Source organism: Agrobacterium sp. CG674 (assembly GCF_053521645.1).
This window is the reverse complement of record NZ_JBNWDZ010000001.1, coordinates 802,557-826,459: the sequence shown is the minus strand read 5'-3', so window position 1 is coordinate 826,459 and position 23,903 is coordinate 802,557. Positions and strand designations below refer to the sequence as shown.

At 57.4% G+C, this 23,903-nt stretch carries 25 protein-coding genes; 14 read left to right on the top strand and 11 right to left on the bottom strand.

Annotated features, from left to right (window positions below; all coding sequences use genetic code 11):
• The first annotated feature begins 169 nt into the window (after positions 1-169).
• Positions 170-1,948: a di-heme-cytochrome C peroxidase gene (locus tag ACQZ51_RS03995; protein ID WP_448775340.1), complete on the top strand. Its 1,779-nt coding sequence runs from the start codon at positions 170-172 to the stop codon at positions 1,946-1,948.
• A gap of 213 nt (positions 1,949-2,161) precedes the next feature.
• On the opposite strand, the gene ACQZ51_RS03990 is transcribed toward ACQZ51_RS03995, so the two are convergent.
• Entirely contained in the window at positions 2,162-2,734 is a 573-nt protein-coding gene (locus ACQZ51_RS03990) for a YcxB family protein (RefSeq protein ID WP_448775338.1), read from the bottom strand.
• A gap of 186 nt (positions 2,735-2,920) precedes the next feature.
• On the opposite strand from ACQZ51_RS03990, the gene ACQZ51_RS03985 reads away from it, so the two are divergent.
• From ACQZ51_RS03985 to ACQZ51_RS03975, 3 genes are all read left to right on the top strand, one after another.
• Positions 2,921-4,636, top strand: coding sequence for a GH32 C-terminal domain-containing protein (locus ACQZ51_RS03985; RefSeq protein WP_448775337.1), 1,716 nt, complete (start codon positions 2,921-2,923; stop codon positions 4,634-4,636).
• 64 nt (positions 4,637-4,700) lie between these two features.
• Positions 4,701-4,874: a hypothetical protein gene (locus ACQZ51_RS03980; RefSeq protein WP_448775336.1), complete on the top strand. Its 174-nt coding sequence runs from the start codon at positions 4,701-4,703 to the stop codon at positions 4,872-4,874.
• Between the two features lie 28 nt (positions 4,875-4,902).
• On the top strand, positions 4,903-5,151 hold the full coding sequence (locus tag ACQZ51_RS03975) for a hypothetical protein (RefSeq protein WP_448775334.1): 249 nt from the start codon (positions 4,903-4,905) through the stop codon (positions 5,149-5,151).
• A 65-nt stretch (positions 5,152-5,216) separates the two neighbouring features.
• Here the strand turns inward: ACQZ51_RS03975 and ACQZ51_RS03970 are convergent, their stop codons facing one another.
• From ACQZ51_RS03970 to ACQZ51_RS03960, 3 genes are read right to left on the bottom strand one after another with little or no spacing between them, the layout of a single operon-like run.
• Complete coding sequence (locus ACQZ51_RS03970; RefSeq protein WP_448775332.1) at positions 5,217-5,417, bottom strand: heavy-metal-associated domain-containing protein; 201 nt, start codon at positions 5,415-5,417, stop codon at positions 5,217-5,219.
• Between the two features lie 27 nt (positions 5,418-5,444).
• Entirely contained in the window at positions 5,445-5,855 is a 411-nt protein-coding gene (gene cueR, locus ACQZ51_RS03965; protein WP_448775330.1) for a Cu(I)-responsive transcriptional regulator, read from the bottom strand.
• A complete protein-coding gene (locus ACQZ51_RS03960; protein WP_448775328.1) occupies positions 5,852-8,353 on the bottom strand; it encodes a heavy metal translocating P-type ATPase in 2,502 nt (833 codons plus the stop codon). The genes cueR and ACQZ51_RS03960 overlap by 4 nt, the downstream gene beginning before the upstream one ends.
• A 271-nt stretch (positions 8,354-8,624) precedes the next feature.
• On the opposite strand from ACQZ51_RS03960, the gene ACQZ51_RS03955 reads away from it, so the two are divergent.
• A complete protein-coding gene (locus tag ACQZ51_RS03955; RefSeq protein ID WP_448775327.1) occupies positions 8,625-9,242 on the top strand; it encodes a DUF2799 domain-containing protein in 618 nt (205 codons plus the stop codon).
• A 25-nt stretch (positions 9,243-9,267) separates the two neighbouring features.
• On the opposite strand, the gene ACQZ51_RS03950 is transcribed toward ACQZ51_RS03955, so the two are convergent.
• Together ACQZ51_RS03950 and ACQZ51_RS03945 are read right to left on the bottom strand one after the other, a co-directional pair.
• On the bottom strand, positions 9,268-10,101 hold the full coding sequence (locus tag ACQZ51_RS03950) for a penicillin-binding transpeptidase domain-containing protein (RefSeq protein ID WP_448775325.1): 834 nt from the start codon (positions 10,099-10,101) through the stop codon (positions 9,268-9,270).
• A gap of 109 nt (positions 10,102-10,210) precedes the next feature.
• Positions 10,211-10,687, bottom strand: coding sequence for a YcgN family cysteine cluster protein (locus ACQZ51_RS03945; RefSeq protein ID WP_448775323.1), 477 nt, complete (start codon positions 10,685-10,687; stop codon positions 10,211-10,213).
• Positions 10,688-10,871: 184 nt separating this feature from the next.
• Here ACQZ51_RS03945 and ACQZ51_RS03940 point away from each other — a divergent pair, with 184 nt between their 5' ends.
• The 4 genes from ACQZ51_RS03940 to ACQZ51_RS03925 all read left to right on the top strand — a co-directional run bounded on the left by ACQZ51_RS03940 (position 10,872) and on the right by ACQZ51_RS03925 (position 14,898).
• On the top strand, positions 10,872-13,049 hold the full coding sequence (locus tag ACQZ51_RS03940; protein WP_448775321.1) for a transglycosylase domain-containing protein: 2,178 nt from the start codon (positions 10,872-10,874) through the stop codon (positions 13,047-13,049).
• 181 nt (positions 13,050-13,230) lie between these two features.
• Positions 13,231-13,830 (top strand): hypothetical protein, encoded by a 600-nt coding sequence (locus tag ACQZ51_RS03935; protein WP_448775319.1) that lies wholly within the window; start codon positions 13,231-13,233, stop codon positions 13,828-13,830.
• On the top strand, positions 13,827-14,561 hold the full coding sequence (locus ACQZ51_RS03930; RefSeq protein ID WP_448775318.1) for a hypothetical protein: 735 nt from the start codon (positions 13,827-13,829) through the stop codon (positions 14,559-14,561). The genes ACQZ51_RS03935 and ACQZ51_RS03930 overlap by 4 nt, the downstream gene beginning before the upstream one ends.
• A gap of 1 nt (position 14,562) precedes the next feature.
• The gene (locus ACQZ51_RS03925; protein WP_448775317.1) at positions 14,563-14,898 is read left to right on the top strand and encodes a contact-dependent growth inhibition system immunity protein; all 336 of its coding nucleotides are present in this window, start codon (positions 14,563-14,565) and stop codon (positions 14,896-14,898) included.
• Between the two features lie 94 nt (positions 14,899-14,992).
• Here the strand turns inward: ACQZ51_RS03925 and ACQZ51_RS03920 are convergent, their stop codons facing one another.
• On the bottom strand, positions 14,993-15,325 hold the full coding sequence (locus tag ACQZ51_RS03920) for a hypothetical protein (protein WP_448775315.1): 333 nt from the start codon (positions 15,323-15,325) through the stop codon (positions 14,993-14,995).
• Between the two features lie 219 nt (positions 15,326-15,544).
• On the opposite strand from ACQZ51_RS03920, the gene ACQZ51_RS03915 reads away from it, so the two are divergent.
• The 4 genes from ACQZ51_RS03915 to ACQZ51_RS03900 all read left to right on the top strand — a co-directional run bounded on the left by ACQZ51_RS03915 (position 15,545) and on the right by ACQZ51_RS03900 (position 18,749).
• The gene (locus ACQZ51_RS03915; protein ID WP_448775314.1) at positions 15,545-15,976 is read left to right on the top strand and encodes a DUF2231 domain-containing protein; all 432 of its coding nucleotides are present in this window, start codon (positions 15,545-15,547) and stop codon (positions 15,974-15,976) included.
• Positions 15,976-17,436, top strand: coding sequence for a PQQ-dependent sugar dehydrogenase (locus tag ACQZ51_RS03910; protein WP_448775312.1), 1,461 nt, complete (start codon positions 15,976-15,978; stop codon positions 17,434-17,436). The genes ACQZ51_RS03915 and ACQZ51_RS03910 overlap by 1 nt, the downstream gene beginning before the upstream one ends.
• 184 nt (positions 17,437-17,620) lie before the next feature.
• On the top strand, positions 17,621-18,208 hold the full coding sequence (locus tag ACQZ51_RS03905) for a DUF1214 domain-containing protein (protein WP_448775310.1): 588 nt from the start codon (positions 17,621-17,623) through the stop codon (positions 18,206-18,208).
• On the top strand, positions 18,201-18,749 hold the full coding sequence (locus ACQZ51_RS03900) for a DUF1254 domain-containing protein (protein ID WP_448775309.1): 549 nt from the start codon (positions 18,201-18,203) through the stop codon (positions 18,747-18,749). The genes ACQZ51_RS03905 and ACQZ51_RS03900 overlap by 8 nt, the downstream gene beginning before the upstream one ends.
• A 22-nt stretch (positions 18,750-18,771) precedes the next feature.
• Here ACQZ51_RS03900 and ACQZ51_RS03895 read toward each other — a convergent pair whose 3' ends face one another.
• Positions 18,772-18,981 carry a hypothetical protein gene (locus ACQZ51_RS03895; protein ID WP_448775307.1) on the bottom strand — a complete coding sequence of 70 codons (210 nt, stop codon included), beginning with the start codon at positions 18,979-18,981 and terminating at the stop codon, positions 18,772-18,774.
• Positions 18,982-19,717: 736 nt separating this feature from the next.
• Between ACQZ51_RS03895 and ACQZ51_RS03890 the strand changes: the two genes are divergently transcribed.
• On the top strand, positions 19,718-20,695 hold the full coding sequence (locus ACQZ51_RS03890; RefSeq protein ID WP_448775306.1) for a DUF2336 domain-containing protein: 978 nt from the start codon (positions 19,718-19,720) through the stop codon (positions 20,693-20,695).
• Positions 20,696-20,704: 9 nt separating this feature from the next.
• Here ACQZ51_RS03890 and ACQZ51_RS03885 read toward each other — a convergent pair whose 3' ends face one another.
• Genes ACQZ51_RS03885 through ACQZ51_RS03875 form a run of 3 tightly spaced genes read right to left on the bottom strand, consistent with a single transcriptional unit; the run spans position 20,705 to position 23,528 of the window.
• Positions 20,705-21,049, bottom strand: coding sequence for a DUF1491 family protein (locus ACQZ51_RS03885; protein ID WP_448775305.1), 345 nt, complete (start codon positions 21,047-21,049; stop codon positions 20,705-20,707).
• A gap of 12 nt (positions 21,050-21,061) precedes the next feature.
• The gene (locus ACQZ51_RS03880) at positions 21,062-22,024 is read right to left on the bottom strand and encodes a peptidoglycan-binding domain-containing protein (protein ID WP_448775304.1); all 963 of its coding nucleotides are present in this window, start codon (positions 22,022-22,024) and stop codon (positions 21,062-21,064) included.
• A complete protein-coding gene (locus ACQZ51_RS03875; protein ID WP_448775769.1) occupies positions 21,996-23,528 on the bottom strand; it encodes a sensor histidine kinase in 1,533 nt (510 codons plus the stop codon). The genes ACQZ51_RS03880 and ACQZ51_RS03875 overlap by 29 nt, the downstream gene beginning before the upstream one ends.
• Positions 23,529-23,903: the final 375 nt, after the last annotated feature.

Here is a 23,903-nt window from a genome sequence, read left to right as displayed (position 1 = left end):
AGCGATGCGCAAATTCGAGTGTCTGCAACAGCAAAGCTCCATAAGCTCTTTAGCAAGTACCGTTAAGCGCGCAAAAGATTACAGATGAATATTTATAATTGAATATCACAACCTTCGCTAGCACTCTGCGATGGGGTTTTCCATTGGGGCTTGAGTGGGGCATTTGGATATGACATTCCGTTTTTCAACAATATTGATGGCTGGCGTCTTTTCGCTCTGTCTCACCGCGCCGGTTACGGCGCAGCAAATCGTCTACACCGATCAGGGCAACAACTGGAACGCAAACACCCGAAACCTGTACTACACCCAGGATCAGGGCTCGCGTTTCATCGCGCTGTCGTGGCTGCGAGCACTCAAGCATCCGGATGGAACGAGCTTTCTTGCCGATGGTCTGTCCCGCTATGGATACCTGCCCATGGATGGGCCGTCCATGGGCCTTCCTGTCGGCTTTCCGGTTACGGGTGATGACGCGCAGCAGATGGTCGGCATGACCTGTTCCGCCTGTCATACGCGCGAAATCGCTGTCTCCGGCACACGTTACCGCATCGATGGTGGACCTGCCTTGGTGGATTTCCACGGCCTTCTGGTGGACGTCAATAACGCCACGCAGGCGGTCGTCAATGACAAGACTGCCTACGAAGCCTTCGCGAAGGAAGTGCTGGGAACGGAGTATCAGGACGCCAACAGCCGCGCATGGTTGGAAACGGAATTCCGGCTGTGGACGCAGCGTTTCAATGCCATCGTCGCCAACGGCGTTCCGCATGAAAGCTGGGGCGTCGGTCGTCTGGATGCGGTTGGCATGATCTTCAATCGGCTGACGGGGCTGGATATCGGCCCGCCGCCTTCCAATCTGCTGGTCGCCAACATCAAGCCGGCTGATGCGCCGGTGCGCTACCCCTTCCTGTGGAATGCTTCCATTCAGGATTATACCCAGTGGCCGGGTTTTGCGGCCAATGGCAGTGATCTTCTGGGCCTTGCCCGCAATGTGGGCGAAGTCTACGGCGTGTTTGGAGAATTCGCGCCGAAAAAAGAAAAATGGTCGCTGCTTGGTTATGATTACCTGAGCGGCAATTCCACCAATTTCAACGGCCTTTCCACACTTGAAGGGCTGATCCAGAAGATGGGCCCGCCGAAATACCCCTTCCCGGTTGATCAGACGTTAGCGGCAAAGGGCGCCGCCATCTTCAACAGCTCCGGCAATAATGGCTGTGCAGACTGCCACGGCATCAAACCTGGCAAACCACGCCTGTTCAACCAAACATGGGCCACACCCATTCTGGATGTCGGCACGGATAGCCGTGAGTATAATATCATGAACTGGACGGCGGCGACCGGCGTGATGGAAGGTGCGCGCATTCCGTTCCTCAACGACAAGCTTGGCAAGATCGAACCGTCCATCGATATCCTGACCGTTGCGGTGAGTGGCAGCATCCTGCAGCACTATGGCAGCATGTTGCTGGATAGTCGCAAAAATGGTGCATCGCTTTTGGCATCCGCACCGTCTGCGACAGCCAAAAACTCCAGCATTCCGGAACTGCAATTGCCTGAACGAGTGCAGGAGCTGAAGGAAGCTTTCCCGAGATCGCGTGGCGAAGGCCGCACTGTCATGAAGAAGACCGCGCCGGATGGGTCGACCAATTTCAAATATGAATCGCGCGTCCTACAGGGCATCTGGGCAACCGCGCCTTACCTGCACAACGGTTCCGTTCCCACCCTGGCAGATCTTCTCAAACCAGCCGCAGAACGCCCTGCGCAATTCAATGTCGGCCGGGACTATGACATTGAAAAGGTTGGCCTGGCGTCAGCCCAAAGCGGCCTCACCTCCACCACCGTCACCACCGGCTGTGAAAACCGCAATTCCGGCAACAGCCGCTGCGGCCATGAATTCGGCACCACGCTCCCGGATGCAGAAAAGCACGCCCTTCTGGAATATTTGAAGACCCTTTAAGCGCGGCGGACCGACACGGCCCCTGCTGCCCGGTTCGCCGGGCCAGCAGGGGCCGTGTGCACATCTGAGGACTGCATTTCACCTGAGAGCGTTTCCTTGGTGAGCGGGAACTCACCAGACCTGCGCCATTGTGAAAACATCGCCATCGGCCTTGAGATGCTTAGGGATGATGAGATGCGCGGCAGGCAGGTCATGTCCCAACTGCGAGAGCGGTTAGACTGATCTCATATCGATTGTCCGCAAGCCCCTGTATTTGACAATGGGCGTCTGCGGGCTGACATGGGAAGAAACGAAGTGCATGACGTCGGCAATCTCGTTCTCCGACGCAAAGGCGCGCTTAGGCAGTGTCAGCCCCTCACGCTTGGACAGCGCAAGCAATAGATGCCGGTCTGTCTCGATGACCCTGACGACCGACTTCCAGGATACTTCGCTCCTGATGTCTTCGGAGCGCGCGAGAATGAAATTCTCCTGCAACTCCACAATAATTTCCTTGTTTGCAGACGCGTTCCTCTTGAAGACATAAGCCGCCGCCAAACCTGCGACTTGCGTGCCAAAAAGAGCGAAAAAGAGTGGCAGAAACCAGAGTGGCAGATATCTTGTGTAGATCTCTACATATTCAGGCGACACATTGTCCGCACCTCTCAACACCATAACAATGAGGGGGTTCGCCGCAATGATCACCGCAAAAAACAGCTTGAGCAGAGTGGTCAATAAAGACGGGCGCACCAACGCACGGGTCAGAGCAACGAAATCCCGCTTCTCGAACACGTACCTGATCTCCCGCATCACCAACCCTCACTCTTTTCCCGGCCACCGCTGCGGCATCTGTTAGACCAAAATGAGTTGTCTTTGTGAATGGCTGAAGGATGAATCTGTGCTTCTTTGCTCATCGACGAACGATAAAGCTCCTGAACTTTAACCTGCCACTTTCGTTCCTATGCTGTGCACCCACAGAGATGAAAGGATAGTGGAATGAATGACATCGCATTGCCCGTTGAGGTCGAGAGCGCTGTGCGCACCATACAAACCGATCTGCCGGTCAACGCCACTATCCATGTCTGGCTGAAGGCGAAGAAGGCCGATGAGCCGGGGGCGGTGTCATTCTCCAACCATAATGGCAAGTTCGGTGAGGTCTCATCCACCAATGTGGATGAGTATAACTTCCGCATCTATCAGGTGTTTGGCGGCGGGCGTATCGAGATGAGCTACGACACGGTCACCACTGCCGTGTCTGTCATCTACTGGTTCATTGCGTCGGATGTGCTGGAAACCGGCATCACCGTTGTTCACACCAAGCCGGATAATGCCGCACCGGAACTGCCCGACAGTTACCACTTCCGCCCGCCCTTCGGCTGGATGAACGACCCGAATGGCTTTGGCCGTTTCGAGGGCCGTCCACATTTGTTTTATCAGCATTATTCCCACGGGCTGCGCTGGAACACCATGCACTGGGGCCATGCGGTATCGTCGGATTATCTGCGATGGCGACACCTGCCGATCTTCCTGTTCCCATCTGAGGAACTCACGACACGGCCAGACAAGCGCGGCGGGGCCTATTCCGGCTCGACCATTCCACTGGTGGAAGGCACAGGTATCCGCGTGTTCTTTACCGAACAGGTGCAGGACCGCGTTCCCGAACAACAAATCCAGCTAACCGCCACCTCTTCGGATCTCATCATGGCCGGACAGGCCGAGGTCATCCTCGGCAACCGCCCGGATGGGCAGGGCCTGACACCTGACTTCCGCGATCCTTACGTGTTCCGGGGGCCGGATGGGCTTTGGAAGATGCTGCTGGGAAGCCAGAGCGATGGCGGCGGCGTTATTCTGCTTTACGAAACACAAGACCCTACTGCGGCATCCGGCTGGACCTATGTCGGCAAGCTGTGGGTGGAAACGCGCTACAAGACGACTGCGGTGGAATGCCCCTGCCTGCTGCCGCTGGATGGCCCGGCCAATTCCCGCTCCACCCGTTGGGTGCTGGTCTATGGCCTGATGCATTCGGAAGATGCTGTAACCGGCCGCAAGAACCTTGCTATGGCCGATGTGGGCTGGTTCGATGGCAAGACTTTCGTCAAGGAATTCGGCCAGGAGCTGGATTTCGGCACGGACAATTATGCCTTCCAGGCATTTCTGGATGGCGATACCATTGTCGGCATCGGCTGGCTGGCCAATTGGGCGGATGCCACGCCGGAGATCGATTTTCCCACCGCCATGACCTTGCCGCGCCGCATGATTTTCTCGAATGGCGCGCTTCTGACACCGCCCATCGGCGCTGCGGAAAGCCTGCGCCATCGCATTCTGGACCGCACCCGGCTTGCCGCTGGCGACACTGTCGAGTTTCCGAATGGCGCATTCGAAATTCTGTTCGAGCTGGAAAAGCCCGGCCTGCCCTTCGATCTGGAACTGGACCACCCGACCGTCAAGCTGGGCGTTGTCTGCGATGAGACGGGCCTGTGGATACGTTATGAGGATGACCGCGAAGGACCGACGCCGCGCTATATTTCGGAGGGCGCACGCCCGTTCCGCCTGCGCATCTTTGTGGATTATGGCTCCATCGAAGTCTTTGCGGATCATGGTCGCTTCGTCGGCACCAAGCGCATAGACAGCTTCGAGCCGGTGCGGTCTGCCCGCTTGAACGCCGCCCAAGGCGCGGTTTCCCACGCCACGACCTGGATGCTGAAACAATAGCCCTCAGGAACCTTCGCACCCTTGGCCCGTTCTCTAGGTCAAGGAATACCGAAGGAGACCCTCCGTGACGAAGATTGAAGACAGAGACCCTATGCTGGCCTCCACCGAAGCGGGAGAGGACAAGGGCACGAAGAAGAAGGCCGGTCGCGGGATTATCCTCGCGCTCGCTGGCTTTTGCATCATGGCATTCGTCATCTACCTCTCGATGATCGCCATCATGACCACCCAATCATCATAAAATCCACAAAACAGGCAGGAAACACATCATGGATCCGCGTGACAAGATTTCGACAGGTGAAGATGCGTTCGATCAGGATCTGGTCGAACTCGATATTGATGACCTTCCAGCAAAAGGCGAAATTCCCCAGCAGTTCGAGCATGAACTGATGGAAGAAGAGGCAGAGAGCGAAGACGATCCTTACCAGGAAAGTGATGAGGCTCTGCCCGACGATGAGGAAGAACGCGTTATAGACCGCAACCCTTCCCGCGAGGGTGGAGCATTCGACGAGGTCTGATCCTACGCATTTCGAGTCATAAAAGGCCGGGTCTGTCATTGAGACGATCCGGCCTTTTTACGTGCTCAGTTCGCACGTTCCGGGCTGTATCCCGCCTCGCGCATCGCCTCTTCCGCCTTTGCTGCATCGCCGTCTATGGTCACGCTGTGCGCCGCAAGATCGATGGTGATGGCAGTGCCGGGAAGTGCCTCGGATACCGCACCGCGAATGGTTTTTTCGCAATGGCCGCAGGTCATGTCAGGCACCGTAAATGTCGTTGTGGTCATGGGATTGTCCTTTCGTTTTGGAATGTTTCAATGCTTTGCGTCGGCCCCGTCGATGCCCGCCAGATCATCCAGAATAGGGCAGTCGGGCCTGTTGTCGCCGCCGCAGCAATGGGCAAGGTGGGAGAGCGTTTTCACCATGCTTTTCATCTCGGTGATCTTGCGCTCGAGATCCGCGATATGGGCGGTGGCTATGTCCTTCACGGCGCTGCTTTCGCGGGTCTTATCCTGCCACAGCGCCAGAAGCGTCTGCGTTTCTTCCAGCGAAAAGCCCAGCGTGCGGGACCGCTTGATGAAGCGCAGCGTATGCACCTCCTCTGCGCCATAGATGCGGTAATTATTTCCGGTTCTGGCTGGTGGCGTAATGAGGCCGATCTGCTCGTAATAGCGGATCATCTTGGCCGATACGCCTGATGCTTCCGATGCCTGACCAATATTCATCGTGATACTCTCACCGTTTTCAGCCGCAAGGCATTCCCGACGACAAACACCGAAGACAGCGCCATGGCGCCTGCCCCGATCATGGGCGACAGCATGATGCCGAAGGCGGGATAAAGCGCACCCGCCGCCACGGGTATCAGCGCCACATTATAACCGAAGGCCCAGAACAGGTTTTGGGCGATGTTGCGCATGGTGGCGCGGCTCATCTCTATGGCGTGCACCGCGCCCATGAGATCACCCCCCACCAGCACCACATCAGCACTTTCAATGGCAACATCCGTGCCGGTGCCGATGGCCATGCCGATATCAGCCTGTGCCAATGCCGGGGCATCATTGATGCCATCGCCTACAAAAGCCAGAGTGCCGTGGCGCTGCCGCAAATCCTGGATGGCCTTCACCTTGCCCTCCGGTAGCACCTGCGCAATCACGTGATCGATGCCCACCTGTCTGCCGATGGCTTTGGCCGTGCGCTCATTGTCACCCGTCACCATGGCGACCTCAATCCCCATGGATTTCAGTGCCTTGATGGCTTTGGCGCTCGAAGGCTTCAGCGGATCTGCCACGGCCAGAACGGCTGCAAGCTTTCCATCGATGGCGGCATAGAGCGGCGTCTTCCCCTCGTCACCCAATCGCTGCGCGGTGTCTGCAAAGGCGTCAACGGAAAGGCCGAGCTTTACCATGAACCTGTCTGCCCCGACATGCACCTTGCGACCATCCACGGTGGCCGAAATGCCGTAGCCGGGCAGGTTTTCAAAGTCGGTCATGGTGGGTGGGTTGTCAGGCAAAGCCGCCGCTGCCCGCACGATAGCCTCTGCAATGGGATGCTCGGAACGGCTTTCCACGGACGCCACAAGCCGCAGAATATGCGCAGGCTCGAAGCCTTCCACCGGCTCCAGATCGGTCAGTTCAGGCTTGCCCTTGGTCAACGTGCCCGTCTTGTCCACCACCACAATTTTGACGGATCGCAGCGCTTGCAGCGCCTCGCCCTTGCGAAACAGCACGCCGAGCTGCGCTGCCCTGCCCGTGCCGACCATGATGGATGTCGGTGTGGCCAGCCCCATGGCGCAGGGGCAGGCGATGATGAGAACGGCGACCGCATTGATGAGGGCATAGGTATAGGCAGGTTGCGGCCCGAACATGGCCCAGATGACGAAGGTCAGCGCGGCGATGGCCATCACGACAGGTACGAACAGCGCGGTGACCCGGTCCACAGCCAGCTGGATGGGCAGTTTCGCGCCCTGCGCCTGCTCCACAAGGCGGATGATCTGCGCCAGCATCGTATCCGCGCCCACCTTGGTGGCTCGGAACTTCAGCGCGCCATTGCCATTGATGGTGCCGCCGGTCACGGCATGGCCCACGGTCTTTTCCACCGGCACCGGCTCGCCTGAAATCATCGATTCATCGACAAAGGACGCACCCTCCACGACCTCGCCATCCACGGGCAACCGCTCTCCGGGGCGAATGATGACGATATCACCGCCGACGACCTCATCGGTTGCAAGATCAAGCATCGCGCCGCCGCGCTCCACCCGCGCCGTCTTGGCCTGAAGGCCCGTGAGCTTGCTGATGGCATCGCCCGTCTTGCCGCTGGCACGCGCTTCCAGCAGCCGCCCGATAAGGATCAGCGTGACGACGACGGCAGCGGCTTCATAATAGACATGCTGCGCATCTTCGGGCAGCAGGCCCGGCGCAAATGTGGTGACAAGCGAATAGAGATAGGCCGCGCTCACGCCCAGCGCCACCAGCGAATTCATCTCTGGCGCGCCATGGGCAAGGGCCGGAAAACCCGATTTCAGGAAGCGCCAGCCGGGGACGAAAATGATGACCGTGGTCAGCGCGAAATAGAGATAATAGAGCGTCTGCGTCTCGATGACGCCCATAAGCCAATGGTGCATGGGCGCATAGACATGCCCGCCCATTTCCAGCACGAAGAGCGGTGCGGTGAGAATGGCAGACAGGATGACGTCGCGCTTCAACCGCGCCTCATCATCTTGCCCGTGGTCATGGGCTTGCGAGGTTTGAGCGGCACCGGAACCGGGAGCCTTCAGCGCAAAACCGGCAAGTCTCGCCGTTTCCACCAGCGCCTCGCGCTGCCGGTCGCCACCCATGGTTTCCACGGTCACGGCTCCAGTCTCGGCATTCACGACAACGCTGACCGTGGTGGCGACAGAATCCAGAACGGCTTGCAAACGTGCAGCATCGCCAGCTTTCAAGCCATGTGCAGTGAGTTTGATCGTGCGGGGCGCGACCTCATAGCCAATCTTCCTGACGGCAGCGGCAAGCTTTATGGCCGAAAATCCATCCGCCGGTTCCACCGTCAGCCGCTTCGTCGCGAAATTGACAGAACTTGCCGTCACCCCCGGCACCTTGGCTGCGGCCAGCTCCACACGCCGCACACAGGACGCGCAGGTCATGCCTTCGACAGCGATGGAAAGCGGCTCTGCCTGAGTGCCTGAATGGGTGCCAGTATCGGCGTTTATCTTGACAGTCTCGTTCATGGGATTTCCCCTTTCACAGACCCATGTAATGCTTCCCATGATGGGAAGGTCAAGGGCTGCCGGTCCTTATTCCACACCTCCCCTTCAGCGCAATCTAATTCAGTCTATTCTTGATTTCTTATGTTCTATTGCAGATCTCATTGTTCTGTAGCAATTCGGAATTCTGCTTATCTCCTCACCTTTGAACTGATCTGTGAACTCTTTCCAGTAAATCTGGAATATCTCTTTCACCTATGCTTTAAAAATGCGGGGCTTTTCATCGGGGGTATCTATGCGTTTCTTGCCATTCATCGGCCTAGCAGCCGTCATCACGACGCTTGCCTCATGCGGCACCATGTCCAAAGAAGAATGCCGCGTGGCTGACTGGGGTGTGGTGGGCGATACGGATGGCGCGGCAGGCTATAATCCGCAGAGCCGCTTTGCCGACCATGTGAAATCCTGCTCCAAGAGCGGCGCAACACCGAACCAGACCCAATGGTATCAGGGCTATCAGACCGGGATCAAACGCTTTTGCACGCCCCTGAGCGGTGCTTCCCATGGAGAATCCGGCGGTGCCTATAACAATGTCTGCCCACCGGAAATGGAACCGGGATTTGTGCGCGGCTATAGCCTCGGCAAGCGGGTCTATGACTTGCGCTCCCGCATCGATTCTCTGAGGTCCGATGTCCTTTCACGGGAATCCGAAGCCAACCGGCTCTCCGAAGAGCTGAAAAAGGCCGAGGACAAAGACCGCCGCAGCCTGCGCGACCGCATCGACGATGCGGAACGAGACCGCAGCCGCGCGCGCCGCGAGGCCGACGACCTCGGCTATGATCTGAGCGAAGCCGAACGCGACCTAGGCTACTTCCGCCAGACCTCTGGCATGCCGATGGCACCAGCGCGTTATTAATCGTAAAATACGGGGCCGAGCACCTTCACCGGCGCACGGAAACCCTGGCTATATCTCGCAGAAACTCATCGCGCACCACCTGCCCCATGGGGGTGTCAGATGGTTTGTCGTTGATGCGCAGGCGGGCGAAGACGATGTGTTGGCCTTCGCGCTCTGCCCAGCCCACGAACCAGCCGAAGGGGCGCTGCGGGTCTGGCTTGCCATCATCGCCGTTGAGGTTTCCCATGCCTGAGGTGCCGTGCACGCTCCAGGCTTCTGCGGCATCGAACACCGGCATGATGGCGCGGGTCTTGTTTTGCGCATCCCGCGCGAAGGGCAGATTGTTGCCCATCAGGCGGCGAAGGAAACCCACCTGTTCGACCGGGGAGATCTGCAGCGCGCCGCCCATCCAGGCCGCCATGCCCTTCGGCGTGGTGCCGGGTGCGCCCGCCGTGCTGGTGGTGCCGAAGCCCAGCCGCTTGACGTAGCTTAAAAACTTTTCCGGGCCGAGGCGGCTGGCGATCTCTGTGCCGTACCAGCCCACGCCATCCTTCTGCCAGGCGCTGGGGTCCACCTTGCGGCGCTCTGCCGGGGCGGCATCCATGCCTTTTTGCCAGTCCCAGACGGGGTTGAATTCATCCAGCAAGACGCCGGAATCATAGCCGATCAGCGCTAAGGGAATGTTGAAGGTCGCGCCCGGTGGCACGCGTTTGTCACACGTGCCCTGCTGCGTCATGACGGCACCGGTTTCCACCGATGTCACGAAGGTGCACTCGTAAACATGCTGCGCTGCATTGGCCCCGCCCGGCACTAGGCCAGCGCCAGAAAGGCCAGCGGCGGAAAGGCACAGGGCTTTGAGAACAGCGCAGCGGGATAGCATTCATTTTCCTTGTAACCGGTGCTCATGCATGCCGATAAGGGGTCGTTGATGAAAGATGGCATGGTTTAAGCGCAAGTTGGGGCAGCAATAGGACGGGGCAAATTGCCCTTCATCTCCGTTGTGCCGCAGGCTCATCCCCCACCGTCAACGGCCAGTCTACAACGTAATTCTCGAAATCGTCCACATCAACCTGCTTTTCGTTGATGGTGCGGCCGCGTGCGGAGATGCCAGCCACATGCACGGTTTCCGCATCACCCGAAACAAGGTGGTGCCACCAGTAAAGATCTTCGCCATCGCGCACCAGCGCATAGGCGCAAGTGGGCGGCAGCCAGCCGATTTCGTTGACGAGCTTCAGGTTCAGCTGGATGCAATCCGGCACCGTATCGAACCGGTTAGGGTAATCGGAACAGGCGCAGCTGTTTCCATCCAGCAACTGGCAGGAGACTGATGTGAACACGACTTCGCCGGTGTCCCAGTCTTCTAGCTTGTTGAGACAACAGAGCCCGCAGCCATCGCACAGGCTTTCCCACTCGGTGTTACTCATTTGCGCCAGTGATTTCGTTTTCCAGAAGGGCGCGTCACTCATCGTTAACATTTCCGTTCCATTTTGCAGCATCGGGCGGCAACGTGATCCCCGTTTGCCATATCGCAATCTACAGGATTATGAGATAATCGCTAAATCCGGCAGAGTAGTGGTGATGGTGGAATGACCCGCGCAAGGTCGCTGCGTCAAGCAAATGCTGGCGAGATCGAACAGGAATACGTTTCAGGTGCAGGAAGACAACAACAAGAAACCGGCGCGCCGTAAGCGCCATCTTCTGCTGCGCATCGATTCATGGATCGATTCCAGCCTGTGGACATCCGCGTCGCGCTTCTTCGATTTCTGGGAAGATGTGACCATCGCATCGCGCAAGCTGCATGTGCGCGGCTGGAAAAAATTTCTCATCAACATTGCCGATGATGCCCTGACTGTTGGCACCGCCGGCACCGTGCTGATGCTGGCGCTGGCGCTACCCGCCTTTGAGGAAACCAAGAAGGACTGGCGCTATCGCGGTGATTTCGCGGTGACATTCCTTGATCGTTTCGGCAACACCATCGGCCATCGCGGCATTATCCACGAAGATTCTGTGCCGATCGACCAGATGCCGGACCATTTCATCAAGGCTGTTCTGGCCACCGAAGACCGTCGCTTCTTCGAGCATTTCGGCATTGATTTTATTGGCCTTGCTCGCGCCATGAGCGAAAACGCGCGCGCAGGCGGCGTCGTGCAGGGCGGCTCCACGCTGACGCAACAATTGGCCAAGAACCTGTTTCTGACCAACGAACGCTCGCTGGAACGAAAGATCAAGGAAGCCTTTCTGGCGCTTTGGCTTGAATCCAACATGTCGAAAAAGGAAATCCTCAGCCTTTATCTGGACCGCGCCTATATGGGCGGCGGAACCTTTGGCGCAGCGGCGGCGGCACAGTTTTATTTCGGCAAGAACCTGACAGATGTGACGCTAGCGGAATCCGCCATTCTGGCCGGTCTGTTCAAGGCGCCTGCGAAATACGCACCACACGTCAACCTTCCGGCGGCACGTGCGCGTGCGAACACCGTTCTTTCCAACCTCGTGCGGGGCGGCTTGATGACCGAAGGTCAGGTTATCGGCGCACGCCGCAACCCCGCCACCGTGATCGACCGGGAAGACGTGAAGGCACCGGATTATTTTCTCGACTGGGCCTTTGACGAAGTGCAGCGGCTGGCCAAGGATGGAAAGATCAAAGACCACACGGTCATCGTGCGCACCACCATCGATACCGGCCTGCAACAGGCCGCCGAACAGGCGCTGGAAGGCAGCCTGCGCGAGTTTGGCGAAGGCTACAAGGTCAAGCAGGGTTCGATTGTGATGATCGAAAATGGCGGCGGCATCCGCGCCATGGTCGGCGGGCGGGACTATGGCGAAAGCCAGTTCAACCGGGCAACGGCGGCCCTTCGCCAGCCGGGCTCATCCTTCAAGGTCTATACCTATTCCGCCGCCATGGAGAAGGGCTACAAGCCGGAAACGCTGATTTCAGATGCGCCGGTGACATGGCGCGGTTGGTCTCCGCAAAACTATGGCCGCTCCTATGCGGGCAAGGTTACGTTGCAGACGGCGCTGGCAAAATCCTACAACACCGTGCCGGTGCGCCTTGCCAAGGATGTGCTGGGAACGCAGATCATTGCCGATACGGCCAAGGCCATGGGCGTGACCACGCCGCTGCGCACCGACAAGACCATTCCGCTCGGCACTTCGGAAGTGACCGTGCTGGATCAGGCCACCGGCTACGCGGTTTTCCCGGCAGATGGCATGCAATCACGCCGCCACGGCATTGCGCAGGTGCTGGATTATGAAGGCAAGGTTCTCTACGATTTCGAGCGCGACGAGCCACCGGCACAGCGCGTGTTATCCGAAGACGCCAATTCCAAGATGAACCGCATGCTGGTGACCATTCCCGTGGAAGGAACAGCGCGGCGCGGCGCACTGGACAACGGCATCGTCTCAGGCGGCAAGACCGGCACGTCACAATCCTACCGCGATGCCTGGTATGTGGGTTTCACCGGCAATTACACAGCCGCCGTGTGGTTCGGCAATGACGACTTTACCTCCATGAACAACATGACCGGCGGCGCACTGCCCGCCATGACGTTCAAGAGACTGATGGACTATGCCCACCAGGGCATGGAACTGCGCCCCATTCCCGGCATCCAGAACCCGCTGCCCAATGGCACGCACCCCAAACCCGCCACCGGCGCAGTCGTCGCCTCAACAGACGCCAACGCCCTCCCCGCCCTCACCCGCCCCCGCTCCCTCTCCGCCGAAGCCACACGGGTTATTCGCTCGATCGGCAAACGGCTGAAGGAAGCGTCAGCGCCTTCGTTGACGGTGCAGAAGGTGGCCGGGGTTGAGACGGATGGGGTGAAGCGGTAAGTCCCCACGCCTCATATTGGTTGCAAAATCCTCTACCTGTGATAGCAGATATGCCAAGATAGGCTGATCGGCAAAAGGCAATATGGCATCGGAACCGCGCATCGGCTTTATGGACGTAGCCGCTCTTCTGTTTGCACTCTCGGCCGCACTTGTTGGCGAGCGAGCCGGATTTCTTCTTCACATGCCACATTTGCTGACGCTGATTGACGACAGACAAGCGATGTGGCTCGTTTTTGCACACGGTCCGGATAATCCAAGTTTCCTTTGTCTGATTTTCATTCTGGCCGTGGCGTCTGGCACGTCTTGGGTCATAGACAATGTTGCCAGCATCGACGACGCGCAGCAGCGCCTGCGGGCTATGAGCAAACCTGCCCGCCATGCTTACATAGGCATTGCATTGCTTTTGACACCATTATTGTTTGTGGTTCCCGTCTTCACGTTTTTGAAGATTATTCTAACCGCTGCAGCGACAATTCTCCATCGTCTCGTTTACATTCGTGCGGAACGGAATGGCCTATCGCCCATCCTGTTAGGAACCGCATCCGGCTTATTCGGCGGGATCTTGGTTGGCCTGATCCTCACGGACCAGAGGCAACAGGTTTACGATTGCAAGTCCAACACTTTACAGCTTCTGTCTGGTGGAATGATGCCATGCATGCAGGTCGTCCTACTGGGCAACGGTCCGTTCGTAGTTGTAGAGGGACCTACGAAACCAAGGCTCATCAAGACGAGCGACTTTGACTTGGACGCGGTCGACAGAACTTCCGGACGCAGCGCATGACCGAGCCAGATACGAAACAACCCACGAAGTTAGCGCGCTATGGCAAAGCTCTCATGTTCTTGGTCATCGTTATGCTGCTGTTCTGCACCTTCCTGCTCGGCGCTCAACTGGCCTTTCTCGTCCAGCTTCCAAGGCTTTCTGAACTGTTGCGTGATGGGCGCTCCATGTGGCTGGTTTTTTCCACATGGCCTGATTCCCGTTTTGGGCTGTTTTTCGCCATTGCTTACTTCGTCAACATTGGGGTTTCAAAGTTTTCCGACTTTCGGAGCTTCCGCAACTGGATCGGACAGTTGGACCGTCGACATGTGGTTGCAGTGATCGGCACATCGATATTCCTGATGCCTCTGTTATTGGGTGCAGGCATGACGATACTGCTATCCATAGCCGCGATCATCATGTGCTGCATCGTTGGCGGCGCAGTTCTAAAGTTGGCGTTGAAAGCTGGCGTCCCTACAATCATCGTCGTCATAGCAAGCGCTGTGGCAATCGGTTTTTTCGGTAATATGCTGATGTCCAAGTCCGGTGACGACGAATTCTTGTGTCGCAAAGGATCGGTCGAACTACGCTCTGGCCAGACGGTGGCCTGCGAAAGAATAGTATCTTTTTCCGATAAGTCGCTCTGGCTCATCGAGAACGGAAGCCACGCCCGGCTCCTCGCACGGCACGATCTAGAGTTCAAAAAAGTGCTGGAAGCTTCTCGGCGGAAAGAAGCAGATTCGGATGTTCGCTAAGATGACCGCAATACACGACGACTTCCCTGCTCTTTCCAGCCTCATCGCTGGCTGTCTGCATCAAGACATGGATATGGATATGGAATACGACACGTTTCCGCAAGCACTTGCTGGATATGCAAGGTTTACGGAATCCGATGAGAAACAAAAGTTGTTCGATGACATGAAGGCCTTCCTCGAACGGCACCACAACGATCTGGAGGGCGAGTTTTCCAGACTTTACTGGTTCGATTTCACGCCCGCAATTATAGGGCAGACAGTGCCGCAATTTTTCGACATGCTCAGAACGATCCTTGACGATCCTGAGAGCTATGTGCGCTTCGATTCGCTTCATTAGCTATTCACGAGCCAGTTTCAACTCACGGCAGCCAGGTAACTTGATTGCTGCGGTCATTGTCCTCACCTCGCAGCAAGAACAAGACGACCGATAACTAACCGTTCTGCGCCACCGCACCGAGCATTCCCATCAAACTTATGCCCAATGCGATGTAGTTCAATTTTGAAGCCGAATAGGACCCAAGCGTTGAAGAGCCTCGTATCAGGCGCAGCGCAAAATAAATCATAGTATGACTTGCGAAGAAAATGCTGAGTGGCCCGAAAAACAATAGGCCGACAGCCTCACCCCAGTTTCCATCACTTGCCATCTGAGCCGCCGGTCGCGCGTTTAGCAGCAAAGTGACGGCTAGGATGATGAAGAGGCTGATAACTTGATGCATGCAGAACCTTGGATAAAACCATTTTACCGGTAGGCCAAATGAAGCCATCAGTATTTATGCAATTACAGATAGCATTCCCGAGTAATCTGACAAGAGGAAACATCACCGCTGCACCGCTTTTGATATCTGTCCGCCATCTGTCGCCGGGAACGACGGCTGCTGAAGCGATGGCGGCATCGTATGACACTGCAACCAATCCCCACCCGGAACGTTTTGGTCTTGATGCCCATAATACAGGGCAAGTCCTTTCCGGTTGGAGACCAGTCTATGAGTGATGTGACTGGCAGAGAATCCTCTGCTTATCCCTTTCAATCCCTTTTCGTGCCGTTTCCGTTTGTTTGCTTTTCGATGACGCTGGGCACCGATATTGCCTTCTGGCAGACGGCGAACTTGCTGTGGCTGAATTTTTCGGCCTGGTTGCTTTTTGCGGGGCTCGTGTTTGGCGGACTGGCGGTTTTGGCGGGGTTGGTGGATCTATTTCGCTCTCGCACAAGGCCGATGCGGCCTTCGTTTTTTGCGATTTTTCTGTTTGTCGTGATGCTGGCCTTGGCGCTCGTCAATAGCCTTGTGCATGCGGGTGATGGCTGGACGCCGGTTGTACCCTATGGGATCGCCCTTTCGGCGGTTACCTTTGGCGTGGCGCTGATGTGCGTTGCCGCTTCTTCCCGCAAATATGCAAGACTGGCCTGGAGAGTATGATGATCGCGCGCCGCCTGCTTCACACCGCTGTCCTCTTGGGCAGTGCCGCCGTCATTCTTTCCGCTTGCAGCGAACAGGATGGTAAGTTCGACATTTCTCAGCAGATCGGCGCTGATCCGGTGCTGCCGGAACCATCTGCCAGCCTGATACCTGACCTCAAAGTGGCCGAGGTCGTTGGCTGGAAGGATGGTGAGTTGCCGACTGTGCCCGAAGGGTTGAAAGTGAGCCTTTACCAGAAGGACCTTGCCAACCCGCGCACCGTGCACACGCTGCCCAATGGCGATGTGCTGGTCGTGCAGTCTCGCGGGCCGAAGGGCGCGCCGCCATCGCGGCCGAAGGATATTATTCGCGGCTGGATCATGGCGATTTCCCATGGGGAAACCGGGCCGCAGAAGGAGAGCAATCTCATCACGCTTTTGCGCGATACCAACCGCGACGGCGTGGTCGATGAGCGCCACGATCTGCTGACGAAGATGGATTCTCCCTTTGGCTTGGCCTTTGCGGATAATACGCTCTATGTCGCCACCGCCAGCGAAATTCTCGCCTATCCCTACCAGCTTGGGCAGAACGAAATCACCGCACCGCCGAAAGTGCTGACGCCGTTGCCGGGTGGGCCGATCAACCACCACTGGACCAAGGATCTGGCGCTGAGCCCTGATGGCAAATATCTCTATGCGTCCGTTGGGTCCAATTCCAACATTGTTGAAAACGGTCTGGAAGCGGAAAAGAACCGCGCCGCTATTTTGCAGGTGGACCGACAGACGGGCGCTTTCAAGCTGTTTGCATCGGGCCTGCGCAACCCCAATGGTCTGGCGTTCAACCCTCAATCGGGGGAGCTTTGGGCCGTTATCAATGAGCGTGATGAGCTGGGGCCGAACCTCGTTCCCGACTATATGACACCGGTGAAGGAAGGCGGCTTTTACGGCTGGCCGTGGAGCTACTACGGCAACCATGTCGATCCGCGCGTCTATCCGCCGCGTCCCGATATCGTCGCCACCGCCATCAAGCCCGATTACGCGCTATCCAGCCATGTCGCGGCGCTTGGCCTGACATTTACGCTGAACTCTGCCATGCCAGCAGCCTACGCAAATGGCGCATTTATTGGTGAGCATGGCAGCTGGAACCGCGATTCCTTCAATGGCTACCGCGTGACCTATGTGCCGTTTGAAAACGGCAAACCGGCTGGCAAGACGCAGGATGTTGTGACGGGCTTCATTCAGGGCGACAAGGCCCGAGGCCGTCCGGTCGGCGTTGGCATCGACGGAACCGGCGCGCTACTTGTGGCGGATGATGCCGGAAATTCCGTCTGGCGGGTGGCCGCAGCTGATGGCACGATGACGCCAGCCCCGGTTGCCACCGATGATATTTCGGGTGGAACGGCGGCAGCCCCTGCTGCACCGCCGACCGCACCTGCCGCGCAGACTCCACCTGCGGCACCTGCGCCCGCCCCTGCCAACTAAAATATGCTCATGCTTCACGCTGCTGAATTTTGCAGCGTGAAGCTTTCGGCAGAGCTGGCCCTACTGCGAATCGCCGCCAAGTTGTGTGGAGATTTTTTCAAAGGCCTACATCTGAAGCGTTCTGCCCATTTCCCCGCGATGAAATCAATGGTAACCCTCACCTGTTCCAAAACGGGAAAACAGCGTGTTCCGAGTTCCATTTCTTGTTGCCATTTCGCTCATCATTGCCTTTGGCGTGGGTATCTTTTCAACGTTTGCAGCTCTGCAAGCGACCGAGGGTTTTGGCTCTATCAAGATTGGTGCCTGGGATGCTTTTCCCGAGGCGCAGACCATTGAAGCTGACCCTTACGCAAAATCCCACCGCGCACGCGCGGGCAAGCTGCTTTACGGCACGGCAGAGGGCTTAAGCTTTACCGCGTCTGTGGATAGCAGCGGTGAGCGCCTGTCTGGCGATTGCCGCTATAAGCTGACCGGCAAAGTACCCCCTTCCCGGTTCTGGACGCTTTATGCTGCAGACCAGCAGGGCAATCCGCCTGATGATGCCTCGGGGCGACCCATTTCGCTCAACTCCCGCAACCTGTTGCATGGTTCTGAAGGTGGCATGGATATCAATATTGCCTCCTTCGCGCAGACGTTCAACTGGCTCGCCGTGCCGCCCGCTGCCGGGTTCAAGCTGGTACTGACGCTGCTCGACACACCGGTTGCTTCCAGCACAGGGCTTATCGACATCAAGATGCCGGATATCCGCAAGACTGGATGCGGCAATGCTTAAAACCATCTTTGCCGTTTTCGTCGGGCTTGTTGGTGCCGCCGTGCTGCATCTCATTATCCTGCTGGCCATTCCGCATTTTTCCAACCGCGATGCCTATACACGGGCCGTGGCGGAAGGTGCGCCCAACATGTTTCATCTGCTGGATGAGAAAAGCGAAAAGGCCGGGCTTGGCAGCGGAGATCCCTTCATGCGGGTTGCCGTCTGCACATTCACCGTGGATCAAAAACCGGTGCGGCTGGCGGCATTCGGGGCGGTGCCCTTCTGGTCGGTCGCCGTATTCGACAGCGCATCCAACGAGATTTTCAGCATGAACGACCGCACCTCTGCGGGGGGAGAGCTGGATATTCTGGTGGCAAACCAGGTGCAGCTTGCGTCTATCCGCAAGGCAATGCCTGAGGGACTTTCGAAGTCCATTCTGGTCGCGGCTGGCCAGGGCAAAGGCTATGCCGTGTTGCGGACCATGGTTCCGCAGTCAAGCTTCGTGGAAGAAGCGACGCGTTTTCTCAGCGAAGCCAAATGCGAGCAGGCGCAATGGCCGTGACCAGCACGCTGGTAACGATCAATCAGGAGCCGGTGGCTGCTTCTGTCGTTGCTTCAATGGTCTTGCGCTTGCGTGGCTTGCGCGCATCTTCAATCTGAATTTGCGGCACTGGCCGCTCATAACGCACGCCCGTGAAAAACAGAATCTGGGCAGGGCCATCAGTTGCTTTTTGCGGATTGGCGGGTTTGGCGAAGCGGCGGGATGCCGCAAAAAACGAAATGATTTCCGTCATAATATTCTCCTCTCAAGGGCATGACGTTAAGCTGTTGAATATATGCGCGGCGGTATGAACTACGCGCGGAATGCCATCACCACAACATTGTGCATTTCCAGTCCACAGACTGGCATGTGAGATGCGAGCTTTCGTAAACACTCAGGCGTTTACGACGGTCAATCCAGATTTGAAAATTCGAAATCCAGCATCGTATCTGTAGGCTCTTCACAAGATTACAAACAGATATAAGTTAACCATCCGTTAATTCTAATATTCTTGCTTGCATTGTGAGCCGTTAAAATTGCGTATAATTGCGCTATGTCTTGGAAAGGATGTGGTCACACATCTGTGAATTGAAATTCAGGTGCTTTTTGAAAGCCGTTGGATTCACAGCCTTAATTCAATCCCTACAAAAAATCATAGGTTAATTTTACGTCACCGGCTGTTTGACGGCTGTCATTATCGTCATGTTTAAGAGCGGGCAGCCGCCATGATAGCGGTTAGGGGCTCGCTCTTTCCTGCCATTGGCACGGTGGACGGTGCCCCGAACAAACCACCCAGCGCCTTCCTTGTCGCGCGCCCTGCTCAGCAGCGGTGCTGGCTCATGGTCCACACAATTCCGAAAACATCCTCTTAAAATTTGCTGTGAATAGCCACAAAAAACCGCTTTGCGCGATTGCTGGTTAACAGCACGTCAACACGTTTGCTCTAATTTGATGAGATCGTTTTGTTCTGCGTCAAATTGGGTATTGCGTTGACCGACAGGTATCGAGAGTTAGAAAGGCCAAGTGCCGAGAGGAAGAAGGATGTGGTCCTTATGGCTACGGTGACGAGCTTCGAGGGGCTGTCTTATCCGTCCAAATCAGAGCTACGGCAGTTTGCAGAGCTGTTCATGCCGCTGTTTGCCGCCTCCACGCCAGAGGCGAAGCGGGATGCGGTTGCGGCCCTGTCACAGAACCCCAACGTGCCCTCGGCCGTTGCCTTCTTCATTGCCAGTCAGCCAATCGGGCTGTCTGCACCCTTTCTCGTTTCCTCCAAATGCCTTGATGACGATACTCTGATTGCCATTGCCCGCACCCAGGGCGGCGCGCATGCGCGCACCATTGTGCGCCGGGATGATCTTTCGCCCACCGTTGTCGATGCGCTGGTGGGCCTGCGCCATTCGCACAACCCTATCCCTGCCTCTGCCCGAAAAAACGCGGCACCTGCCGAACCCGCGCCAAGCCTTGAGAAGTCTATTGCCGAGCGCGAAGAGGATCTACGCCGCCAGCTTCGCACCATGGCGCGCCAGCTTCACCGTCCGGTCAGCGATACGCTGGGCGTGCGCCGCCTGACCGACGTGCAGGAAGCCCTGCTGGTACGCTTTGCCCGCGAGCGCAATGCACGGCAATTCTCCACGGCGCTGTCTGATTCCCTTTCAGCAAGCCACTGGCTGTCGGAACGCATCATGCTCGATATTTCCGGCCAGCAACTGGCCACGACCATGATTGGCGTGGGCATGGATTTTGCCGATGCGGCCTTTGTACTGGAAAGTTTCTATCCGCACCTCAAGGCGCAGGAAGGCGACATGACGCGCGCCGAAGCCATGCTGGACAGACTGGACATTAGTGAATGCGAAGACCGCATCGAGAGCTGGCGCCGGGCAGACAGCTATACTGTCGATCCAAGCCGGGAAACCTCGCGGGAGCTTCAGGAACAGACGGATATGGCACGGCTGGTGGTCCGGCGCTGAAGCGCTGGATTACCCTGAAACGACGTTGAACAGACCGTCAACGGTCTCGGTCTCGATTTCCACGACCCAGAGGTCGCTATCGAAGCGGCGCTCTTTTTCTAACACAGCCTCAACATCCGCAGCATCCGCGTGGCCTAGCCGCAATTCGAAACGGCGGTCTGCGCTGCCCTCTTCATCATCGGAAAAGCAATGGGGCGCGGGGCTGTAGAGATTTTCAGCGCCGCTGCGAAGACGCTGGCGAATGAAGATTGCGCCTGCCGCATCGGCACCCTTGCGTTCCACGGCGGCGAAATCACCGGCGGAAAAAACGCGCCGTATCAGTGCTGAAACAAAAATCTCGGATTTGATGCGCATGGGAATGCGATATCACAAAGCGCCGATGGATTTCAGCTTTTTCAGCACGGCCTCGCTGGGCTCGCCGGTCTCGGGCAGGCGGTAGTGTTTTTCAAAGTTGCGAATGGCCTGACGCGTCTGTTCGCCCGCCATGCCATCCACCTTCACATCCGCATAGGCAATGTTGACAAGGCCCTGTTGGATCTTGGCGACCAAATCGTTGGTGACGGGCGTGTGCGTCTTTTGCGTTGTCAGCGAGACGGACTGCGCCTTAGGCTTTTCAGCCTCTGCATTTTTGATAGCAGCGGCTACGGGATCAATGGCGACACCGCCGGAATTGGCAGCTGCTGGCCGATCCTTCGGCAGGGCTTTGGGAATGGCGGCGACGGTGGTGGCGCTATCAATTTTAAGGGCCGAGAGAACACGGGTCGTCGGCTCGCCGGTCTGCTCCATGCCGACCGTTTCCTCAAAGAACAGAATGGCGGCGGTGGTGCGCGGGCCGGTCATGCCGTCTGCCTCGCCTTCGTAAAGGCCGCGACGGGCAAGCTCGCGCTGAATTTCGGTGACGAGTTGAGACGGGCCTTGCGGTGCGGCCGCGTTCGAAGCATGTGCTGGCAGAGCCGGAAGGGCTGGCTCTTCATCCGGGTTAACGGCTGCTGGCGTGGCCGCAGGTGTGGGCGCTTCTGTCTGCCGCTCGATGCGGAAGGTGGTGACGTTGCCCTGTTCGCCGAGGCCAGAGGCCAGGCGGTATCCGGGAATACCGTTGGGATTTTCCTCATCCCGCGTGCGCATGAAGGGTGATGGGTGATGCCCCGGCTGGTACCAGAGCGCATTGGCGGCCACGAAACCGAACACGACGAAAAAGGCCGTGCAACCGCCGACCAGTTTGGGGTGACGCAGAATCTGTTGCCCCACGGCCAGAGCGGCCACGGAAACGACACCCGGCTCCTTGCGGGCCGGAGTTTTCCTAGGCGATTTTCGCTTTGGCGCCGCCATCCGCAACGTCCTCCTTCATCATTCTGTCTGCACCTGCGACCTGCTGCTTGAGGCGTGGCGGAAACACCACCGGGCCCTTGGCATCATCATGGTCGAGGCCTGTCGTCTGGCCGGAGCCATCGGCTGGCAAGAGGATCGTGACAACCGTGCCTTCACCGGCGCGGCTGGTCATTGCAAAGCTTCCGCCGTGCAGGGCAACTAGGCCCTTGACCAGCGCAAGGCCGAGACCCGTGCCCTCAAAGCGCCGTGTATACTCGTTCTGCACCTGCATGAAAGGCTGGCCGAGAAACGCCATCTTGTCTGCGGCGATGCCAATGCCGGTATCGCTGACGGTCAGCTTCAACATGGGCCCATCAAGCGATGCATCGATGGTGACAACACCGCCCGATTCGGTAAACTTTATGGCGTTGCCAGCAAGATTGATAAGAACCTGTTGAACGGCGCGCTGATCGGCAACGACTTCACCGATTTCGCGCTGAATGCGGCTGGTGAGGGTCAGGCCCTTCTGCTTTGCCTGAAGACCGAGCATGCCCTCGCAGGTGGCAATGGCATCGGAGATTAGGAAGGGCTCCATCAGCAGCTCGTAACGGCCCGCTTCCAGCTTGCTCATATCCAGCATGGTGTTGACCACCGACAGAAGATGCGTGCCGGACTGGCGGATCAGCGAGACATATTCGCGCTGACGATCATTTTCGAGCTTGCCGAAATACTCGCCCGCGAGGATATCGGAAAATCCGAGAACGGCATTGAGCGGCGTGCGCAGTTCATGACTAACGGCTGCCAGAAAACGCGACTTGGCATCATTGGCCGATTCGGCTTCCGCTGCCTTGCGGGCAACTTCCTTGCGCAGGATTTCCTTTTCGGTCACATCGCGAAGCTGGCCGATGACGGCTGTGAGCCTGCCCGACGAGTCCCGCTCCGCCGTGAGGTCTATGCGTGCATGCAGAAACTGGGTCTGGCGGGTGGCGACCGGCGTATCGAAGCGCAGTTCGGCAACTGCATTCTCATTGCCCTGGCGCAAGGCGTCAAACGCCTGCATGAGAGCAATGCGATCCGACACATGAACCAGTTCAGCGAAGATGTGGCCAGCGCAATGCTGGAAGGATGTTGGAAACTGGCCGACATCGCGTCCGGACACGCTTTTGACCACGCCGTGCTCATCAAACATCAGCAACAGGCCGGGCACCTGTGTTGTGCGGACCATGACATGGTCTGCAGGTGCAGCTGTCATGTCCTGCGGGCGCTTTGGCCGGTGCAGGGCCAGAAGCGAAGCGGCGGCGGCGAGAAAAACGGCGAAGACTGTTGCAACGCCCAGTGGCAATGCGACGGAGACGGAGAATGCGAGGCAGAAAGCAGCAGGCACGACTGCCAAGGCGGCCATGCCTGACACGACGAGACGACGCAGGGCGTGGACCGTTGCGATCCGCGCGCTGGCGTCTTCTTCCATGCGCGAAAGCCACACGCCAGAGGCATGATCAATCAGCGCAATCGCTTTTTCCGTAATTTTACGCAATACCTAAACACCGAATTCTGACGGGCGACGCAGCCCTTAACCATGGCCGACAATAGAGGGCCGCGGCTTAAGGAAAGCCTAAACCTGAGGGCTCCCGGCCCCTTTAAACCCCGGCATAATCCCGTTTCGGGGCATTTGGGGCAGACTTTGTCTTTCATGGTTAATGACGGGTAAGCAAAGGATTTTGTTAGATTTTTCGTTTCGCGTTAATCTTTATGGCAAGGGTGGGCACCCTTATCCCCTGCAATTGCTGGCGACCGCCGCAATTATGCTTAACACCAGCCGTTAAACTTGTAGAAAAATTGCAATCGGGGTTCAGTTACGGAACAAATCGATACAATTTGAATTAAATTCTGCCGTTTTTTG

Coding starts and splice junctions, on each gene's coding strand:
- ACQZ51_RS03910 (WP_448775312.1), top strand. CDS start 15,976: ATGATCGCGCGCCGCCTGCTTCACACCGCTGTCCTCTTGGGCAGTGCC.
- ACQZ51_RS03920 (WP_448775315.1), bottom strand. CDS start 15,325: ATGGCTTCATTTGGCCTACCGGTAAAATGGTTTTATCCAAGGTTCTGC.
- ACQZ51_RS03945 (WP_448775323.1), bottom strand. CDS start 10,687: ATGAGTGACGCGCCCTTCTGGAAAACGAAATCACTGGCGCAAATGAGT.
- ACQZ51_RS03955 (WP_448775327.1), top strand. CDS start 8,625: ATGCGTTTCTTGCCATTCATCGGCCTAGCAGCCGTCATCACGACGCTT.
- ACQZ51_RS03935 (WP_448775319.1), top strand. CDS start 13,231: ATGCCACATTTGCTGACGCTGATTGACGACAGACAAGCGATGTGGCTC.
- ACQZ51_RS03960 (WP_448775328.1), bottom strand. CDS start 8,353: ATGAACGAGACTGTCAAGATAAACGCCGATACTGGCACCCATTCAGGC.
- ACQZ51_RS03975 (WP_448775334.1), top strand. CDS start 4,903: ATGGATCCGCGTGACAAGATTTCGACAGGTGAAGATGCGTTCGATCAG.
- ACQZ51_RS03880 (WP_448775304.1), bottom strand. CDS start 22,024: ATGGCGGCGCCAAAGCGAAAATCGCCTAGGAAAACTCCGGCCCGCAAG.
- ACQZ51_RS03950 (WP_448775325.1), bottom strand. CDS start 10,101: ATGCTATCCCGCTGCGCTGTTCTCAAAGCCCTGTGCCTTTCCGCCGCT.
- ACQZ51_RS03990 (WP_448775338.1), bottom strand. CDS start 2,734: ATGCGGGAGATCAGGTACGTGTTCGAGAAGCGGGATTTCGTTGCTCTG.
- ACQZ51_RS03970 (WP_448775332.1), bottom strand. CDS start 5,417: ATGACCACAACGACATTTACGGTGCCTGACATGACCTGCGGCCATTGC.
- ACQZ51_RS03925 (WP_448775317.1), top strand. CDS start 14,563: ATGACCGCAATACACGACGACTTCCCTGCTCTTTCCAGCCTCATCGCT.
- ACQZ51_RS03900 (WP_448775309.1), top strand. CDS start 18,201: ATGCTTAAAACCATCTTTGCCGTTTTCGTCGGGCTTGTTGGTGCCGCC.
- ACQZ51_RS03885 (WP_448775305.1), bottom strand. CDS start 21,049: ATGCGCATCAAATCCGAGATTTTTGTTTCAGCACTGATACGGCGCGTT.
- ACQZ51_RS03895 (WP_448775307.1), bottom strand. CDS start 18,981: ATGACGGAAATCATTTCGTTTTTTGCGGCATCCCGCCGCTTCGCCAAA.
- ACQZ51_RS03985 (WP_448775337.1), top strand. CDS start 2,921: ATGAATGACATCGCATTGCCCGTTGAGGTCGAGAGCGCTGTGCGCACC.
- ACQZ51_RS03915 (WP_448775314.1), top strand. CDS start 15,545: ATGAGTGATGTGACTGGCAGAGAATCCTCTGCTTATCCCTTTCAATCC.
- cueR (WP_448775330.1), bottom strand. CDS start 5,855: ATGAATATTGGTCAGGCATCGGAAGCATCAGGCGTATCGGCCAAGATG.
- ACQZ51_RS03930 (WP_448775318.1), top strand. CDS start 13,827: ATGACCGAGCCAGATACGAAACAACCCACGAAGTTAGCGCGCTATGGC.
- ACQZ51_RS03995 (WP_448775340.1), top strand. CDS start 170: ATGACATTCCGTTTTTCAACAATATTGATGGCTGGCGTCTTTTCGCTC.